Origin of the sequence: Corynebacterium sp. NPDC060344, assembly GCF_042725215.1 — a bacterium.
Lineage (GTDB): Bacteria > Actinomycetota > Actinomycetes > Mycobacteriales > Mycobacteriaceae > Corynebacterium.
In genome coordinates this window covers 33,207-51,104 of record NZ_JBHXCS010000013.1, presented here as the reverse complement: position 1 = coordinate 51,104, position 17,898 = coordinate 33,207, and the positions used below count along the sequence as shown (strand labels likewise).

General features: G+C 69.4%; 16 protein-coding genes and 1 tRNA gene. 6 read left to right on the top strand and 11 right to left on the bottom strand.

The genetic code is table 11. The annotated features are described in order from the left end of the window. Window positions 1-167: 167 nt before the first annotated feature. Entirely contained in the window at window positions 168-614 is a 447-nt protein-coding gene (locus tag ACFWGD_RS12230) for a hypothetical protein (protein WP_377778964.1), read from the top strand. 64 nt (window positions 615-678) lie between these two features. Next, on the top strand, window positions 679-2,199 hold the full coding sequence (gene glpK, locus ACFWGD_RS12225; protein ID WP_377778966.1) for a glycerol kinase GlpK: 1,521 nt from the start codon (window positions 679-681) through the stop codon (window positions 2,197-2,199). 37 nt (window positions 2,200-2,236) lie between these two features. Here glpK and cobF read toward each other — a convergent pair whose 3' ends face one another. Both cobF and ACFWGD_RS12215 read right to left on the bottom strand, forming a co-directional pair. Next, the gene (gene cobF, locus ACFWGD_RS12220; protein ID WP_377778965.1) at window positions 2,237-3,007 is read right to left on the bottom strand and encodes a precorrin-6A synthase (deacetylating); all 771 of its coding nucleotides are present in this window, start codon (window positions 3,005-3,007) and stop codon (window positions 2,237-2,239) included. A 27-nt stretch (window positions 3,008-3,034) separates the two neighbouring features. After that, window positions 3,035-3,322, bottom strand: coding sequence for a hypothetical protein (locus ACFWGD_RS12215; RefSeq protein ID WP_377778963.1), 288 nt, complete (start codon window positions 3,320-3,322; stop codon window positions 3,035-3,037). Window positions 3,323-3,596: 274 nt separating this feature from the next. Between ACFWGD_RS12215 and ACFWGD_RS12210 the strand changes: the two genes are divergently transcribed. After that, window positions 3,597-3,669: transfer RNA gene (locus tag ACFWGD_RS12210), tRNA-Arg, on the top strand. 300 nt (window positions 3,670-3,969) lie between these two features. Further along, window positions 3,970-4,302 (top strand): hypothetical protein, encoded by a 333-nt coding sequence (locus ACFWGD_RS12205; RefSeq protein WP_377778962.1) that lies wholly within the window; start codon window positions 3,970-3,972, stop codon window positions 4,300-4,302. A gap of 98 nt (window positions 4,303-4,400) precedes the next feature. Here ACFWGD_RS12205 and ACFWGD_RS12200 read toward each other — a convergent pair whose 3' ends face one another. The 6 genes from ACFWGD_RS12200 to ACFWGD_RS12175 all read right to left on the bottom strand — a co-directional run bounded on the left by ACFWGD_RS12200 (window position 4,401) and on the right by ACFWGD_RS12175 (window position 11,597). Then, window positions 4,401-5,399: a LacI family DNA-binding transcriptional regulator gene (locus tag ACFWGD_RS12200; RefSeq protein WP_377778961.1), complete on the bottom strand. Its 999-nt coding sequence runs from the start codon at window positions 5,397-5,399 to the stop codon at window positions 4,401-4,403. Window positions 5,400-5,577: 178 nt separating this feature from the next. Next, window positions 5,578-6,000 (bottom strand): RbsD/FucU family protein, encoded by a 423-nt coding sequence (locus ACFWGD_RS12195; protein WP_377778960.1) that lies wholly within the window; start codon window positions 5,998-6,000, stop codon window positions 5,578-5,580. Between the two features lie 45 nt (window positions 6,001-6,045). Next, complete coding sequence (locus ACFWGD_RS12190) at window positions 6,046-7,458, bottom strand: sugar porter family MFS transporter (protein ID WP_377778959.1); 1,413 nt, start codon at window positions 7,456-7,458, stop codon at window positions 6,046-6,048. Window positions 7,459-7,495: 37 nt separating this feature from the next. Further along, window positions 7,496-8,158: a class II aldolase/adducin family protein gene (locus ACFWGD_RS12185; RefSeq protein ID WP_377778958.1), complete on the bottom strand. Its 663-nt coding sequence runs from the start codon at window positions 8,156-8,158 to the stop codon at window positions 7,496-7,498. A 152-nt stretch (window positions 8,159-8,310) separates the two neighbouring features. Then, window positions 8,311-9,777, bottom strand: coding sequence for a rhamnulokinase family protein (locus ACFWGD_RS12180; protein ID WP_377778957.1), 1,467 nt, complete (start codon window positions 9,775-9,777; stop codon window positions 8,311-8,313). 50 nt (window positions 9,778-9,827) lie between these two features. Next, window positions 9,828-11,597, bottom strand: coding sequence for an L-fucose isomerase (locus ACFWGD_RS12175; protein ID WP_377778956.1), 1,770 nt, complete (start codon window positions 11,595-11,597; stop codon window positions 9,828-9,830). A gap of 351 nt (window positions 11,598-11,948) precedes the next feature. Between ACFWGD_RS12175 and ACFWGD_RS12170 the strand changes: the two genes are divergently transcribed. Together ACFWGD_RS12170 and ACFWGD_RS12165 are read left to right on the top strand one after the other, a co-directional pair. After that, the gene (locus tag ACFWGD_RS12170) at window positions 11,949-13,508 is read left to right on the top strand and encodes a neocarzinostatin apoprotein domain-containing protein (RefSeq protein ID WP_377778955.1); all 1,560 of its coding nucleotides are present in this window, start codon (window positions 11,949-11,951) and stop codon (window positions 13,506-13,508) included. A 165-nt stretch (window positions 13,509-13,673) separates the two neighbouring features. After that, entirely contained in the window at window positions 13,674-14,366 is a 693-nt protein-coding gene (locus ACFWGD_RS12165; protein WP_377778954.1) for a hypothetical protein, read from the top strand. A 40-nt stretch (window positions 14,367-14,406) separates the two neighbouring features. On the opposite strand, the gene gcvT is transcribed toward ACFWGD_RS12165, so the two are convergent. From gcvT to ACFWGD_RS12150, 3 genes are all read right to left on the bottom strand, one after another. Beyond that, entirely contained in the window at window positions 14,407-15,588 is a 1,182-nt protein-coding gene (gene gcvT / locus ACFWGD_RS12160) for a glycine cleavage system aminomethyltransferase GcvT (protein ID WP_377778953.1), read from the bottom strand. A gap of 253 nt (window positions 15,589-15,841) precedes the next feature. Next, on the bottom strand, window positions 15,842-17,497 hold the full coding sequence (locus tag ACFWGD_RS12155) for a cation acetate symporter (protein WP_377778952.1): 1,656 nt from the start codon (window positions 17,495-17,497) through the stop codon (window positions 15,842-15,844). Window positions 17,498-17,500: 3 nt separating this feature from the next. Further along, on the bottom strand, window positions 17,501-17,887 hold the full coding sequence (locus ACFWGD_RS12150; protein WP_377778951.1) for a DUF485 domain-containing protein: 387 nt from the start codon (window positions 17,885-17,887) through the stop codon (window positions 17,501-17,503). Window positions 17,888-17,898: the final 11 nt, after the last annotated feature.

Sequence of the window (17,898 nt, the reverse complement as noted above, 5' to 3'; positions counted from 1 at the left end):
GGCACCGGATGGTGCGGCGGGGATCGCCTTTTCGCGTGCGGCGTCCTCGGTTTCCGGCGGGCACCGATCCACTACGCTGGAGCGCAGTGACGCCGCCGTTCCCGGCGGTTCGAGACGCGGTGCCCGCCGATTCCCGTCGGGGCCCGCCGCACGAGAGGAATGCCCCCATGGAACCCATGGAACTCAATGCCGGCCGTTTCCATCTCCGCCCGCTGCGCCAGGACGGCCGCGTCGACGACGCCCCCGCGCTGACGCTGGCCCACGGCCGCGGCGTGTACCCGGAGTATTTCGCCGACGCCGCCGCCGATTGGGAGAACGACCGCGTCTACCGCTGGGCCGTCGCCGAGCAGAGCAACATCGATCTGCTGGCCGAGGTCGCGGTGACCCTCGTCGGCGACGACCGCGCCGAGGTCGTCATCCACGTCGCCGGTGACCCGGATCGCGTGGTGGAGGTCGACGACCCGTCGCTGGAGCCGGTGACCGTCGCCGATGCGGCGGATTCGGCCAAGCACGTCGTGGGCCGCTGGATCGAGGAGTACCTGGGCCGGTCGCCGATCGCCCCGCGCCCCTTCCCCGGCCACCAGGGCCAGTCGCGCCCGGTCGACGAGCGGTAGGCGGGGCGCGTACGTGAGGATCCCCGGCCAGTTCACCAACTTCTTCGACGCGCAGGCCCGCGCGCTGCTCAATCCGGGTGGCGGCCAGGTCGTCGCGGCCATCGACCAGGGCACCACGTCGACGCGGTGCATCCTGTTCGACCGCGACGGCCACCGCCGCGGCATGAGCCAGATGGAGCACCGGCAGATCATGCCGAAGCCCGGCTGGGTCGAGCATGACGCAGTGGAGATCTGGCGCAACACGCGCCGCGTCATCGCGGACGTCATGGCCGACGAGGAGTGGTCGGCGGCCGACGTCGCCGCCCTGGGCATCACCAATCAGCGCGAGACGACCATCGTGTGGGACCGCGCCACGGGCGAGCCGGTGTACAACGCCATCGTGTGGCAGGACACGCGCACGGACGGGATCTGCAAGAAGCTTCGCGACGACGTCGGCGAGGAGCGCGTCCGCCGCATCACCGGCCTCCCGGTGTCCACGTACTTCTCCGGCCCGAAGATCGCGTGGATCCTGGACAACGTCGACGGCGCCCGCGATCGGGCCGAGCGCGGCGAGCTCATCTTCGGCACCGTGGACACGTGGCTGACGTGGAATCTCACGCGCCGCCACGGCAAGTCGCTCCACGTCACGGACGTCACCAATGCTTCGCGCACGATGCTGATGAACCTGGAGACCCTCGAGTGGGATCCGGCGCTGTGCGAGGCGATGGGCATCCCCATGTCCATGCTGCCGACCATCGTCAGCTCGTCGCAGTACCTCGGCGTCGTGCGCTGGCAGGGCCCGCTCCACAACGTGGCCATCGGCGGCATCCTCGGCGACCAGCAGGCCGCCACCTTCGGACAGGCCTGCCTGGAGCCGGGCGAGGCGAAGAACACCTACGGCACGGGCAACTTCCTGCTGCTCAACACCGGCACGGTCGCCCAGCGCTCGGACCACGGGCTGATCACCACGGTCGCCTACCGCATCGGCGAGGATCTGCCCGTCTACGCGCTCGAGGGGTCGATCGCGGTGACCGGATCGCTGATCCAGTGGCTCCGGGACAATCTCGGGATGATCCCGGATGCGCCGTCCGTCGAAAAGCTTGCGGCGACGGTCGACGACAACGGCGGCTGCTACGTCGTGCCCGCGTTCTCCGGGCTGCTGGCGCCGCATTGGCGGCCGGATGCGCGCGGGGTGATCGTGGGGCTGACCAGGTACATCAACAAGGGCCACATCGCGCGCGCGGCGCTGGAGGCCACCGCGTACCAGACGCGCGAGGTCGTCGAGGCCATGAACCGGGACTCCGGCGTCAGCCTGACCACGTTGCGCGTCGACGGCGGCATGGTGCCCAACGACCTGCTCATGCAGTTCCAGGCCGACATCCTCGGCGCCCCCGTCACGCGGCCGGTGATCACCGAGACGACGGCGCTGGGCGCGGCCTACGCCGCCGGCCTGACCGTCGGGTTCTGGGAATCCACCGACGAGATCCGGGCCATGTGGCGCGAGGACCGGACCTTCACGCCCAACATGGACGCGGGCCGCCGCGACGAGCTCTTCTCCGAATGGGGCAAGGCCGTCGAGCGGACCCTGGACTGGGTCGAGGACTGAGGCCGGGGGCGAGCCGAGCCCGACCGACTACCGGGCCCTACTCCCCCGCGTCCGTGGTCCCGGCCGGACGCAAAATGTAAACGTCCATGATCCAGCCATGCTGGGCACGGAGATCGGACTTCAGCTGCGCCAATTCCGCGCCGATGTCAGCGACGCGGCCGCGGCGCAGGGTTTCCATCGGGGTGCCCAGGTAGGCGCCCCACAGGATCTCCTCGTCCGCGCCGGCGTGATCCAGCCACGCCGCTCCCCCGTCGAGCATGACCACCGCATCCGTGCCGGCGGGCCGCTCGCCCAGGCGCCGCCCGGTGGTCACCAGCACCGGGCGGCCGATGCGGTTGAACGTCGTCGCATGCGCCGCGGTCAGCGCCTGCACCGCGGTGATGCCGGGGATCACCCGGACGTCGAGGTCCGCGCCGAGCCCCCGGATGCGGTCGAGGATCCGCAGCGTCGAGTCATACAGCGACGGGTCGCCCCAGACCAGGAAGGCACCACGTTGCTTGTCGACGGAAGGCCGCCCGAGGTGGCGCGCCATGGCGTCGTAAAGCAGCTCAGCCCGGGCCTGATGCCAATCGCGGACCTCGCCGCCGTAATCGGCCGGCGCGCGATCGCGGGGCGGATCCGGGACGACGACCAGCTCCACGTGCGGAGCGTGGGCGTCGAGGATGGCGCGGCGCGCATCCAGCAGGTCCGACTTCGACTCGCCCTTGTCCAGGGCGAAGACGACGCCGACGCCCGCGAGCTCCTCGATGGCCTCCAGCGTCAGGTGCGCGGGACTGCCCGCGCCGATGCCGATGACGTCGATGGCCATCACGGCCGAGACGGTGGCCCCCACGGGCTACTTGGAGCCGTTCGAATCCATGTCGGCGCCGAACGCGCCGCTCATCTCCTCCGCGCTCAGCGCCGACAGCGAACCGGCGGTGTAGCGGTTGGCCCAGGACTGCTTCAGGTACACGTCGCAGGCGTTGCCCATGTGCTTGGCGTCGTAGTTGTTCAGCACCATGACGGGCTTGAGGCTGCCGTCCTCCTGCAGCTGCGAGACGACCAGGTGCGGGGATTCCGCGTCGTTGGTCACCTGGCAGACGAACTTGACTCCATTGACATCGGTGAACGTGGGCTTCAGCACTTCCGGACCTCGCATTTGTCGATTCGCCCTTCGCCGACCATCGGCCGGGCCGTGGATCCCATGGTAGACCCGGCCCACCGCCCGGGCCCGGCGTGCGGCGGCCACGGGGGGACCACCGTTAGCCTGGATTCACGCACGCTGGGCCGATGCGGCGCGATTGTGGCGATGATCATGCCTTTCGGCCGCACCCGGGCCGTGGGGTAATGTTGTGGCGTCCCGACGGCGCCCGGCACCGCTCATCCGAGCCGCCCGCCGCCCCGTCGCACGGCGATTCGCCCCAGTAGCTCAGTGGATAGAGCACGGCTCTCCTAAAGCCGGTGTCGCAGGTTCGATTCCTGCCTGGGGCACAACTCGACCCCGCCCCACCCCCGCGCAACACCCGAACGGGGGAACCGGGCGGCCACGCAGCGGGCGATGCCCGCACTTCCCGCAGGTCAGGCGCACGGGAACACCGTTGCCCCGCACCGCGACGCATCTCACCGGGCGCCCCGCCCCGATTCGCGATTACTGTCGATTGTGGAAAGGGTGCATGCGCATTTCGGGTGCACCCCCGAAGAACCGACGAGCCTTCACCGGGTCCGCATCGACTGGACGAGGGTTGCCGGTCTTTCGCACACAGTGGAAGCCCCCACGGAAAGGACTGCACAATGCCCGCCACCAAGAAGCCCGCGTTCACCGACGTCGACGGAGTCAAGGTTTTCGCCAACCTCACCGACATCGACGGCAATCTGCGCCTCCAGCTCGTCGACGAGAACGACACGCAGATTCTCATGCTCAACTTCTACGACGCCAAGCAGCTCAGCGCGGCCGTCGAGATGTTCCTCGGCCAGCGCTACGGCAGCAACTTCTCCAAGCTCGACGGCAACATTTCCCTCGAGGACCGCAAGGAGCTCTTCCACGAGGAGCTCGAGGAGAAGGAAGAGGAGCTGAAGAAGCTCGCCGAAGAGGAGAAGGCCCGCCGCGCCCGCGGCGAGCTTTAGTTCCCTCCCCCTCGTTCCGCTTTACGACGCCGGCCCGCCCCGCCACAGGGGCGCGGCCGGCGTTTTCGGCGCCCGACCTCGATGGCCGTCGTGCCTGACTATCCGCGCGTGGTGGCGCGGACGACGAGCTCGGGCTGGAGGTAGCGGTGCCCGGCGGGACGGCCGGCGATCCGGGCGTCGAGTTCGTCGAAGGCGGCGTCGCCGAGCTCCTGGAACGGCTGCCGGATCGACGTCAGGGCCGGGACGAAGAACTTCGCCTGCGGGGTGTCGTCGAAGCCGACGACGGAGATCTCCCCGGGCACGTCCACGCCGGCCTCGTGCAGGGCGTGCAGGGCGCCGAGCGCGATGTCGTCGTTGCCGGCGACGATCCCGTCGACCCCGCCGCGGGCGATGATGTCGAGGGCCGCGTCATGGCCCACGTCCGCGAACCAGCTGTCGCCGACGATCCAATCGGCCGCTGCACCGGCCCGTCGACAAGCATCCCTGAAGCCGCGGAGTCGTTCCTGCGCGTCCTGCCAGGTCAGATCGCCGGTGATGTGCACGAGATTGCGGCAGCCGGTCTCGATGAGGTGCTCGGTGGCCCGCACGGCGCCGTCGTACTGGCAGATCGACACCGTGGACACGCGCGGATCGACGTGCTCGCCGGCGATGATGGCCACGCACGGGATGGTCGTGCGCGCCGACACCAGCCGCAGCGTCGCCTCCTCGCGGGCGACGACCATCAGCCCGCCGACCTGCAGGCCCTCCAGGTACGACAGGGCCCGCCCGATCCCCTCGGGATCGCTTGACGACGCCGTGGCCATGGCCAGGTACCTGCCTTCGGCCGCCACCCTGTTCTCCAGTGCGGAGAAGATCTCCGCGACGCCGAAGCGGATCTCGCCCGTCACCAGCATGCCCACCATCTGGGAGCGCTTCGACGCCAGCGACCTGGCGGCCAGATTCACCTGGTAGCGCAGGCTCTCCGCGGCCCGCTCCACCTTCTCGCGCGTGGACGGCGACACGGACCCGGAGTTATTGAGGACCCTCGACACCGTCTGGATGCTGACGCCGGCGACCTCGGCGACGTCCTTCATCGTCGTGCGTTGGTGGGGTGACATGGCTGGGGGCTCCTGCGGGTGGTGCGCTCGGTGGGGTGTGGGGTGTAGGGAACGTTCGGGCGGAGGGGCGGGCGGTGCCGGGGCACCGCAAGCCGAACGCGGCCGCCTCGATGGTGACGAGGCGGCCGCGTGGTGTGAGCTGGCGCGGCGGATCGTCCGATCCACCGCATTTGCGCTGCTAGAGCACGCCCTTCTTCAGGATGATGTTACCGTACAGCGCCGTTTCGCCGGTGACGACGACCGCGCGGGCCTGGCGCGCGCGCTCGTAGAACTCGAAGCGCTCGAAGCCCTTCTCGGTGTTGTTCTCCGGCTCGGAGTCGGAGACCAGCTTGCGGTACGTCGGCCAGATCTCCGGCGTCGGGTCGCCCTCGACCGTGTTCATCAGCGCGAACTGCCAGTCGTTGTACGGGTCCAGCGGCATGAGCTCGAGGATGGCCTCCAGCAGCGGCGGGATGCCGTGGCCGTCGGCGCGCAGGACGTTGTCGTTGACCTGCTCGCCGGGGAAGTTCGCGTCGGCCAGGACGATCTCATCGCCGTGGCCCATGCGCATGAGCACGTGGACGAGATCCGGGCTCAGGATGGTGGGGATGTTGCGGAGCATGGTGGTGCCTTCTTCTTTCTCGAAAGTGGGTGGCGGAGGGGCCGATCAGGACTTGACGTCCGCGGTTTCCTGCCAGTAGGCCTCGATTTCCTCGAGGGTCTTGCCCTTGGTCTCGATGACGCGGGTGAGGATGAACCACACGGCGATGGCGCTCATCACGGCGAAGATCAGGAAGACGCCGGTGCCGATGGCGGCGATGAGGTCCGGGAAGATCAGCGACAGCAGGGCGTTCATCGTGTACTGCGCGAAGGTGATGATGCCGACGCCCAGCGCGCGGGCGCGCAGCGGGAAGATCTCGGGGACGTAGGACCAGAACACCGGGCCCAGGCCGAAGCCGAAGGCGAAGACGAACAGGAACACGGCGATGATGGCGACGGTGGCGTGGGTGTCCGCGAAGAACGTCAGCGCCAGCAGCGGCGGGATCTGGCCGCCCAGCGAGATGGCCAGCAGCTTCTTGCGGCCCCAGCGGTCGATGAAGGGCAGGGAGACCAGCGTGGAGACGACCAGGGCGATGCCGACGCCGTAGTTGGCGATGATGCCGGCGTTGGCGCCCATGCCGAGGTGCTCGAAGATCTTCGGCGCGTAGTAGACCGCGGCGTTGATGCCGGTGAACACCTGGAAGATGACCAGGACGAAGGCGAGCATGACCACGGGACGGAAGGTGCCGAACAGCTCCTTGAAGCCGGCTTCCTGGCTCTGCAGCGACACCTGGATGTCGGCGACCTCGCGATCAACTTCCTCGTCCGTCGAGCGGACGCGGTGCAGGGTCTTGCGGGCCTTCTCGATCTGCCCGTCGCGGATCAGCCAGCGCGGGGACTGCGGCGACAGCGCCATGCCGACGCCGAAGATGACGGCGGGGACGAGGCCGAGGCCGAGGGTCCATTCCCAGCGGCCGTCGAGCGAGAAGTAGTGGCCGACGCCGTAGGAGATGAGGATGCCGAAGTTGACCGACAGCTGGTAGAGCGAGGCCATCATGCCGCGCAGGTGGGCGGGGGCGAGCTCGGACAGGTAGATCAGGCCGAACATGTTCGCGATGCCGGCGGCCATGCCGAGGATGAAGCGGAAGCCCATCAGGATGGCCGGGGTCGGGGCGAGCGCGCAGCCCAGCGAACCGACGGCGAAGATGACCGCGCCGACGATGAGCAGGTTCCGGCGCTCGATCTTCTTCTCCATCATCGTGGCCACCGCGATCGACGGCAGGGCGCCGAAGAGGAGGAAGGAGACGATGAGGCCCTCGAGGGTCGGGCTCAGCCCGAACTGGGTGGAGATGTCCGGCAGCGCCAGGGAGATGGCGCCGGAGTCGTAGCCGTACAGCAGGCCGGCCAGGCCGCCGAGGACGGCGAAGACGTAGACGATCGGCCGGGTCTCGGGGTTGGCCGGGGCCGGGGCCGGCCTGGTTCCGGCGGTGGGGGCGGCGGCGCGGGCGTCCGCTACCGCGTGGTTTTCATGGCGTGACATTGTTCATTCATCCCTTGTCGGATCAAATCATCCCGGCTCACAGGCCGTACTGCGCGCGCATGCCGATGAGCTTCTGGATCTCATCTTCCGGCAGTTCACGCTCACCACCGAGGAGGCGGGTCAGGAAGGTCAGCTGCGCCGTGTACTCGAGGCGCTCCATCTGGAAGTAGGCGTCCCACACGTCGCCGCCCCAGGCCAGTGCGCCGTGCTGCTCGAGCAGGGCGACCTTGTGGGTGAAGGCGAAGGGCTCGACGGAATCCGGGATCGCCTCGGTCGACGGCGTGCCGTAGGGGGCGAGCGGGATCTCCGGCATGGCGATGACGGTTTCCGGCATCATCTGCTTGTCCAGGGCTTCGCCCTTAATGGCGAAGGCGGTGCCGTGCAGCGGGTGCGCGTGGACGCAGCCGTTGATCTCCGGGTTCACGCGGTACATGCGCAGGTGCATGCGGATCTCGGACGTGGGCAGGTTGCCGGCGGGGGCGGCCTCGACGACGTTGCCCTGCAGGTCCAGGACGTTGAGCATGTCGGGGCGCAGGCGGCCCTTGGAGATGCCGGTCGGGGTGGCCAGCACGAGGTCCTCGGAGATGCGGGCGGAGATGTTGCCGTCGTTGGCGGCGACCATGCCCTTGGACCAGACCATGCGGCCGATCTCGCAGATGTCTTCGCGCAGTTCGGCGTGGGAGAGCTTGTCGGTGGTCATCGTTGATGTCCTTTCCACTCGGTGGGAGCAGGTGAAGTTGGTGAATTCGGTGAAGTTCAGGGGTGCGGCTGGGGGGCGGGGGTGCGGCCGCGGGGTCGGGCTGGCTGGATGGGGTTTGCGGGGTGGGGCGCCGGTGTCGGCCGGCGCCGGGGTCAGCGGCCCTTCTCGGCCTCCTCGAGCCGGCGGGTCATGTCGTCCCAGCGGGTCGGGTCGCGGGGCTCGAAGCGCAGGGGCGTGAAGGAGCGCTCGATGATGCCGATGCGCTCGCCGTGGCCGATGGCGCCGATGGCCTCGAACTGGCTGAGCAGGTTGCCGGCGGCGGACGCCTCGGCGGGGCCGCTGAGCAGCGGGACGCCGGTGGCGGAGGCCGTCATCTGGCAGAGCAGGCCGTTGCGCGATCCGCCGCCGACCATGTTGATGACCTCGGCGGGCGTGCCGGTGAGGGACTCGATTTCCTTGATGGTCCGGGCGTGGGCGATGGCGAGGGACTCGAAGATCAGGCGGGCGAGCTGCCCGCGCCCGTCGGGGGTGCGGCCGTACATGGCCTGCATGCGCTCGTTGATGCGCTGCTCCATGTTTCCGGTGCCCGTGAACGCGGCGTCGTTGGGGTCGAAGACGAGGCCCATGCTGGGCGCCTGCTTGGCGGCGTCGAGGAGGTCGAGCAGTTCCATGCCCGTTCCTTCGGAGCACCATCCGCGCATGAGGTCCTGGAGGATCCACATGCCGGTGATGTTGCGGAGGAAGCGGTTGCGGCCGTCGACGCAGGTTTCGTTGGTGAAGCCCGCCCGGTAGGCGCCGCGGCTGAGGATCGGCTCGTCGGTGACGGCGCCGACCAGGGTCCACGATCCGCAGGAGATGAAGACGCTGGACTTCACGTCTTCGGGCACCGGCATGGCGTGGACGGCGCAGGCGGTGTCGTGGCCGCCGGGGCGCACCAGCGGGATCCCGCTGGTCTTCTCCGGGGCGAGCACCATCGAGTCCGGCGCGATCTGGCCGAACCACTTTTCCGGGATCCCCAGAGAATCGAGGACCTCGGAGGACCAGCGGCGCGTGCCGGGAGCGGCGAGCCCGGTGGTCGACGCGATGGCGCGGCCGAAGCCCTTCTCGCCGCACAGCAGCCAGGCGAAGTAGTCGGGAAGCAGCTGCACGCGATCGACGCGGTCGACCAGATCCGGCTCCTGCGCCAGATCGGAGAACAGCTGCACGGAAGTATTGATTTCGGCCGGCTGGACGCCCGTGTGGCACCACGCCGTCCACGGGTCCAGGGCCTTGTTGTAGTCGGCGAAGTGCTCCGCCATCCGGCCGTCGCGGTAGGCGCGGACGGGGCGGACCAGGTCGCCGTCGTCGTCGAGGAGGGCGTAGTCCACTCCCCAGGTGTCGATTCCGATCGATTCGACGTCGATCGGGACGAGGGTGCGGGCGACGGAGATGCCGGCCAGCGCACCGTCGCGAAGCCTGTCGGTGTCCCAGGTCAGCACGCCGTCGGTCGTGTCGACCTTGTGCGCGAATCGGTGCGCCTCCTGGAGGCGCAGCACTCCCCCGGAGAGGGTGCCGAGTACGGCGCGCCCGTTCGACGACCCGAGGTCGAGCGCGATGGCGGCATGCTGCCTGGTGGTCATTTCCGTTGGCTCCTTCTATCCGTTCCGGTCCGTTGCGTTTCCCGCGCCGATCAGCGGTACAGCGGCCCGAAGTTGGCGCAGGCCCGGAAGTCGGCGCTCTCGAGATCGGCGGTGCCGAAGCTCGCCCAGGCGCGCGGGCGGAAGATGCGCTCCTCGGGGACGTTGTGCATGTAGACCGGGATGCGCAGCATCGAGGCGAGGGTGATCAGGTCGTCGCCGAAGTGGCCGACGCCGGTCGCCGTGTGGTTGGCGCCCCAGTTGTCCATCCAGTCGAAGACGCTGCGGTGGGCGCCCTCGCCGGTGACGCGAGGCGCGAAGAAGGTCGTCGGCCACGTGCGGTCGGTGCGGTTGACGATGGTGTCGCGGACCTCGTCGGGAAGCTCGATGGTCCAGCCCTCCGTGACCTGCAGCACCGGGCCGAGGCCCTCGACCATGTTCAGGCGGGCCGCGGTGACCGGCACCTCGCCCGGGGTGGTGAAGTGGGTGGAGAAGCCGCCGCCCGGGAAGTACTCCTTCGTCGCGGCGTGGAACGTGGTGGCCTTGAGGTCGCGCTCGATCTCGTCGTCCTCCATCTCCCACCAGGGCTTGATGGTCGGGTTGCCCTCGGCGTCGCGGGCGCCGCAGGCGGCGTCGAGCGTGGTGGCGCCGGAGTTGCGCAGGTCGATGAAGCCGCCGGCGGCGTGGCCGGTGAGCTCATGGCCGGTGACGCGCTTGACGGCCTCCGGGCTCCAGTAGGTGCGCACGTCGCTGAACAGCTGGGCGCGGTTGGTCAGCAGGTGGTTGAACAGCATGGTCATGCCGTTGAGCACGTCGCCCTCGGTGGCCACGATCTTCGGCTGGCGCTTGCCGTTCCAGTCGAAGCTGGTGTTGAGCAGGGTCTCCAGCAGGTCGCCGTTGGGCTTGTAGTCGGTCCACTGGCGCTGGCCCTGGAAACCGGCGGCGATGGCGTCATGCCCGCCGGCCTCTTCCTCGAAGCCCTTCTCGGCGAGCTTCGGGTTGCCCTCCATGAGGTCGGAGGCGACGAGGGTCATCTTGGTGACGTAGTCCCACTGGGCCTCGTACTCTTCGGCGGAGACCTGGTTGTGCTCGGGGTTGAAGTTCTCGCCCTCCTTCAGGTTCTCGCGGACCCAGGCGCGGGCGACCTCGTACTCCTCCTCGTCGTAGATGCCCTGGGTGATGCGGCGGTCGAGCTCGATCATGTCGATGTACTCGCTGCGGATGCCCAGGTACTGCAGCAGGGTGGTCTCGGGGACGCGGCAGCCGGCGATGCCCATGGACACGGTGCCCATGGCCAGGTAGCTGCGGTCCTTCATCTGGCCGACCGCGACGGCGGCGCGGGCGAAGCGGAGGATCTGGTCGACGACGTCGTCGGTGAGTCCGGTGTCGGAGGCGTCCTGGACGTCATGGCCGTAGATGCCGAAGGCCGGGATGCCCAGCTGCGTGTAGGCGCCCAGCGCCGCGGCGAGGGTGACCGCGCCCGGGCGCTCGGTGCCGTTGAAGCCCCAGATGGCGTGCGGGATGGTCGGGTCGAGGTCGAGGACCTCGGTGATGTAGTTCCAGGAGGCGGTGACGGTGAGGTCGGCGGCGACGCCGGCGGCCTTGAACTTCTTCGTGCACGCGGCGGACTCGGCCGGGCCGCCGATGGTGCCGTCGGCGATGACGACCTCGACGGGCTCGCCGTCGGCGTAGCGGACGTTGTCCTTCAGGAGCTTGGCGACGTTCTCGGCCAGCTCCATGGTCTTGTCCTCGAGGGACTCGCGGACTCCACGGCGGCGGCCGTCGATGAGGGGGCGGATTCCGATGACGGGATGGTTGGTCATGGCGGTGAACCTTTCTCTCTCCCAGCGAAGAGGGTTAGCGCTCACATATTCCCCAACTATTTTGACCTGCACACACACTGCAATCTGGGGGGAACTTTGTGCTCCTTGTGAGCGTTCACATCCCAGTGTGAGCAATTACCGCGGGGAGGTCAAGTGTGATCTACCTCATGCGCAGAAATGTCCGCTTGACCGATTGCGAGCCACCCCCGAAGGCGGGATTCCGGCCCCGCGACCGGGTTCACGACGAGGAAAAGCGGGCCTTCCCGGGACCCCTCCACACCCCTTTCGATTGCCACACCTATTTCGGTCAGGCTACCCTCATTTCACTGTTGATTGATCTTCGGAGGATCCATGACCGTTCCCGCTTCCCACCGCATTTGCGCAGGCACCGCCGATGCGCCCGCGACCCCGCACCATTCGTCGGCCGACTGCGCCCCGGCGCCCCTCCCCTCCGGGCACCGCTCGCGCCCGCGGGGCGGCCGGCGCCCCCTCGCGGCCATCGCGGCAGGCGCACTGACCTTGGGCGGCGCGACCCTGTTCCCGATCCCCACGGCGGGGGCGGCTCCGGGGGTGAACGCGACGTCGCCGTCGCCCGAATCGACGGCGCTGGTGGCGTCCCCCGGCGTTCCTTCCGGAGTTTCGGGAAGCCTCCCCTCTCTTTCCGCACTCCCCTCGCTCCCCGGCTTCCCCTCCCTCCCGGGCCTCCCCTTCCCCGGTTCCGGCGGCGCGGCCGACGCCCCCGGAACCTCCACCGGCCCGGCCTTCACCCTGTCCGCCACCGACGGGCTTGACGACGACTCCGTGCTCACCGTCACGGGCACCGGATACGCCGCCGGGGAGAGCATTTACGTGGCGCAGACCATCGACAAGCCCGAGTCCGGCTACCCGCAGACCTACGGCGAGGCGGTGAAGGTCACCGTCGGCGGCGACGGCCGCTTCACCGCCGAGTTGCCCGTCGACGTGGCGTTCGGCGAGGTCGATTGCCGCACGACCCAGTGCCACGTGGCCACGTTCATGGCCTTCCCCAAGCTCGCCGACCGCAGCCAGGACGCGTGGGAGCCCATCCACTTCGCCGGCGGCGCCACGCCGACCGCCTCTCCCGGCACCTCCCCCAACACCGCAAACGCCGCCACCAACGGGCCCGCCGCACCCACGGCGGCCGGTTCCCCCGCCGCCGCCACGCGCCCGGGTGGGGCGGGAGGCACGGCGGCGTCGCCAAGCACGAGCCCCGCGACCTCGACGAACGGTCCCGCGATGACCCTGTCGACGACCGAGATCGCCGCCTCGGGGGTCACCTCCATCACGGTCAGCGGCTCGGGCTTTTCGACGGCCGGCGCCGGCATCTACGTCGGCGTCGCCGAGAAGGCGAAGTTCTCGCACACCGACGCATCGAACTTCGGGTCCGTCAACTACGTCAAGGCCTCCGAGATGGGCGCCGGCGGGACGTTCACGACCATCGTCGACGTGGAACCGGTCTTCGCCGCCGGCAACTGCATCGACAACGCATGCGCCCTGTTCACCTTCGCCGCCCACGGGTCCTCCGACCGCAGCCAGGACACCGTCACCGACCTCACCGTCGCCGGCACCGCCGCGGAGAAGGCCGCCGCAGCGGGGTCCGGAGCCAAGCCCGGGACCAAGCCGGGCACGAAACCCGGCACCAAGCCGGTGGGATCGAAGTCCACGTCGGCGACCGGTTCGGGGCAGCCCGCAGGCCTGGGCGGGAATGGCACGGGCGGTGCCGGCGACGAGGCCGCGACGCCCGCCACCGCGACGCTCACCGCCGCCGCGTCTCCCGCCGCCACGTTGTCCGCGGGCATCATCGGCGCCATCGTCGGCGCCGCGATCCTCGGTGCCGGAATGCTGGTGGGACGGCGAACCCGCGGCGCCGGCGGGGCGGACGGCCAGGACTAGCCTCGGGCCGTGGCCGGACGCGGGCGCTCCCGGCCAGAGCCCCGATACCCTGCGCCCGCCGTGCAACCTCACAGCGGAAATGCCCGGGCATCCGTCCCGCCATGTAGGATCACCCCGAACTCGACGCAGGCTCGACGACGATCACGGCACCGGGGAGGAACCGACATGAAGCGCACCACCATCGCAGCCGCCGCATGCGGCGCTGCCCTGCTCGCTGCGGCGTGCGCCCCGCAGGACATGGCGGGCACCAACGCCGCCGACTCCTCGGCCTCGTCCGATTCGGGCATCACGGCCACCGACGGCACGTCGGGAACTGAGCGCTCGACGTCGGAGTCCGCCACGCCCGACTCGTCGGAATCGCCCACGGAACCCGGGTCGTCGACCGCGGCGGCATCGACGTCGGCGTCCGAGTCGGCCACTTCGTCCCCGGCGGATGGTAGCCCCGGCACCCCGTCGAGCGGATCGGCGGCCGATGGTTCGGCGACGTCCGATCCGGCCTCGTCCCCCACCGCCACGACCACCGCCACCCGGCGGGGCGACGGCCGCGCCCGCATCGGCGACCCCTGCCCGGGGCTCCAGGGGACACTGCGCCCGGCGGTCAATGGCGAAAACCTCATCTGCGCCGGTGGTCCGCTGCCTCGGTGGACGGTGATCCTCGACGAGCCCGCCCCCGCCGACCCGTCCGATTCGCCGGGCGTTCCCACCGAGGAACCCGGCGCCCCCGGCAATGGTGGAAATGGTGGCGAAGGCGGCAACGGCAACGGCGGAGCCCCCGGCAACGGACATGGCGACGCCCGCGGTCACGGCATGGCCGGTGACGCGCGGGCGTCGGATGAACCGGGGGCGCAGGGCAGGTAACCGCGGCGTTTCCCGCGGCCCCTCCCCCGCGGTTCCGCCGCTACACGCGGCGCTTGCGGTTGTAGAATGGCGTCGGCACGACGGTCACCGTGCGCTCCTCGCCATCGATGTCGACCCGGAGCTCGGTGCCCTTGGTCGCCAGCCACCGGTCGACGTAGGCGAACGCGATCGGGTGGCCGAACGTCGGCGACACCTTGGTCGAGGTGATGTCGCCGGCCACGTTGCCGTCGACGTCGCGAAGCTCCGCCCCGCGCTCCGGCGCGACCGTGCCCTCGATCTGCAGGCCCACGAGCAGCTGCTTCGGCTGCGGCTGATTGACCAGGGCATTGCGGCCGATGAAGTTGCCCTTCGTCGGGCCCATCACGGACTTCAGGCCCGCCTCCAGCGGGGTGCGCTCGCGCGTGAGCTCGCGGCCGTACAGTGGCATGCCGGCCTCGAGGCGCAGGATGTCGCGGCACAGCAGCCCACAGGGGCGCACGCCCAGGTCGGCGCCGTCGTCGGCGGGATCCTCGGGGTCGGTCACGGCGCCACCGGCGGCGAGCAGCGCGTCCCAGACGTCGGCGCCCTTGTCGGCCGGCGGGAAGACCTCGAACCCGTCCTCGCCGGTGTAGCCGGTGCGGGCGACGATCATCTCCACGCCCGCGACCTCCAGCGACGTGCAGGAGTAGTAGCGCAGCGCGTCGAGCGTGCCGTGCGAATCGGCCGGCACCACGCGGCGCAGCAGCTTCGCGGCCTTCGGGCCCTGCACGGCGATCAGCGCGATGTCCTGGCTGCGGTCGACGACCTCGACGTCGTAGCCGCCGACGCGCTCGCGCAGCGTCTGGTACACCTCGATCATGTTGCCCGCGTTGTTGACCAGCATGAACTCGTTGACGCCCAGGCGGTAGACGATCAGATCATCGATGATGCCGCCGTCTTCCTGCACGATCATCGTGTACTTCGCCTTGCCCAGCGCGATCGGCTTGATCGCGGAAATGAGGGTGTGCGCCAGGAAGCTCGCCGCCTCGGGCCCGGACACGCGGATCTCGCCCATCAGCGACAGGTCGAACAGGCCTACGGCCTCGCGCACGGCCTTGTGCTCGTCGAGCTCCGAACCGTACCGGAAGGGCAGCTCGTGCCCGCCGACGTCGCGCATCTCCGCCCCCAGCTCCACGTGCCGGTCGTGCAGCGGGCTGCGGCGCGGCGTCGTGCCCGGATTCGGCTGTGCGGTCGTGTCGGTCATGTATGTGCCTCCTGGTCAATCACGGGCATGGTTGGCAACCACTTTATCCCCGCCCCGCGATTTACGCTTTTCGGCAGGTCATGGCAGTGCTTTGCGACGATCACGGGGTCGCCGCCAAGCGCGGAAAACCCCGCCCGGCCACCGGAATCCTCCGGGGTCGGGCGGGGTCGTTCGTGGAGCGGCGCGCCACCGTGGGGACGCTGGCCGGGTGCGGACGATGACTTCCGCGCCCGGTGTGCTCCGGGGTCCGCGCTTAGTGGTCGACGGCGGCTTCGGTGCCGACGCCGGTGAGGGAGCGGACCTCCATCTCGGCCTGGAGGTCATCCAGGTTGTCCGGCTTGCCCACGTAGGTGGCGATGATGCCCGCGATGAACGCCAGCGGGATCGACACCAGGCCGGGGTTGGCCAGCGGGAACCAGGACCAGTCGGCGCCCGGGACCATGGAGGTCTCGGCACCGGAGACGGCCGGGGAGAAGAAGATCAGCAGCAGGGCCGCGCCCACGCCGGTGTACATCGACGCGACGGCGCCGGCGGTGTTGAACTTCCTCCAGAACAGCGACAGCAGGATGGTCGGCAGGTTCGCCGAGGCGGCGACCGCGAAGGCCAGCGCGACCAGGAAGGCGACGTTCTGCGACATGGCCAGGATGCCGAGGATGATGGACGCGATGCCCAGCACGACGACGGTGATGCGGGAGACGCGGACCTGCTGCTCCTCGGACGCGGTGCCCTTCTTGATGACGGCCTGGTACAGGTCCTGGCCGACGGACGCGGAGGCCGTGATGGCCAGGCCGGCGACGACCGCGAGGACGGTGGCGAAGGCGACGGCGGAGATCAGCGCCATGAAGATGGAGCCGCCCAGTCGCAGCGCCAGCAGCGGGGCCGCGGCGTTCGCGCCACCCGGGGCGGCGAGGATCGCGTCGGGGCCGACCAGCGCGGCGGCACCGAAGCCCAGGATGAGGGTCATCAGGTAGAACGAACCGATGAGCACGATGGCCCAGGTCACGGACTTGCGGGCCTCACGGGCCGTGGGCACCGTGTAGAAGCGCATGAGCACGTGGGGCAGACCGGCGGTACCGAGCACCAGGGCCAGGCCCAGGGAGATGAAGTCGAGCTTGGAGATCTCGGTCTTGCCGTACTTCATGCCCGGCTCGAGGAGCTGCGCGCCCTGGGTGCCGTTCTCGACGGCGGCCTGGGATGCGTCGTGGGTGGACACGGCCTGCTCCAGCAGGCCGACGAAACCGGACTTCGCGGAGATGAACACCAGCACGGTCATGATGGCGACGCCGCCGACGAGCAGCACGGCCTTGATCATCTGGACGTAGGTGGTGCCCTTCATGCCGCCGATGAGGACGTAGGCGATCATGACGGCGCCGACGATGGCGACGACGATGGACTGCTCGAGCTTGCCGTCCAGGTTCAGCAGCACGGCGACGAGCGAGCCGGCGCCGGCCATCTGGGCGATGAGGTAGAACAGCGTGACCGCCAGCGTGGTGATGGCGGCGGCGGTGCGCACCGGCTGCTGGCGCAGGCGGAAGGCGAGCACGTCGGCCATGGTGAACTTGCCCACGTTGCGCAGCGGCTCGGCGACGAGCAGCAGCGCGACCAGCCAGGCCACGAAGAAACCGATGGAGTACAGGAATCCGTCGTAGCCGGTCAGCGCGATGGCGCCGACGATGCCCAGGAAGGACGCGGCCGACAGGTAGTCACCCGCGATGGCCAGGCCATTCTGGGTGCCGGAGAACTGGGCGCCGCCCGTGTAGAAGTCGGAGGCGTCCTTCTTGTTGCCGCCCTTGGACACGCGGGTGACGACGACCATCGTGATCACGATGAACGCGACGAAGACGATGATGTTGAGGATCGGGTTGGACTCGGCGAGGTCCGCCTGCGCAAGGAAAGTCAGGTTGTTCATGTCTTACTTGACCTCCCGGTTGACGGAGTTGAGCTTGTCGGCGATGAGGCCGGCTTCCATGTCCTCGCGGATCGCGGCCTGCTTCGGCTCGAGCTTCTTGTTGGCGAAGCCGATGTACCACCAGGTGATGAAGAACGTGGTGACGAACTGCAGGAGGCCGAGCAGGATGCCGAGGCTGCCGACGATCGGCATCTCGGTGCCGAACAGGTCCGGCATGTAGGTGGCCAGGAGCACGTACGCGACGTACCAGACCAGACCCGCGATGGTCAGCGGGATCGTGAACGAGCGGAACGTCGAGCGGAGTTCCTGGAACTCCTCGGTGCCCTGCACGTAGCGGTACTCCGCTGCGGTGGGCTTGTGCCGGTTGACCGGCTGGGGGGTTGCGGACACTGTGTGCCTTT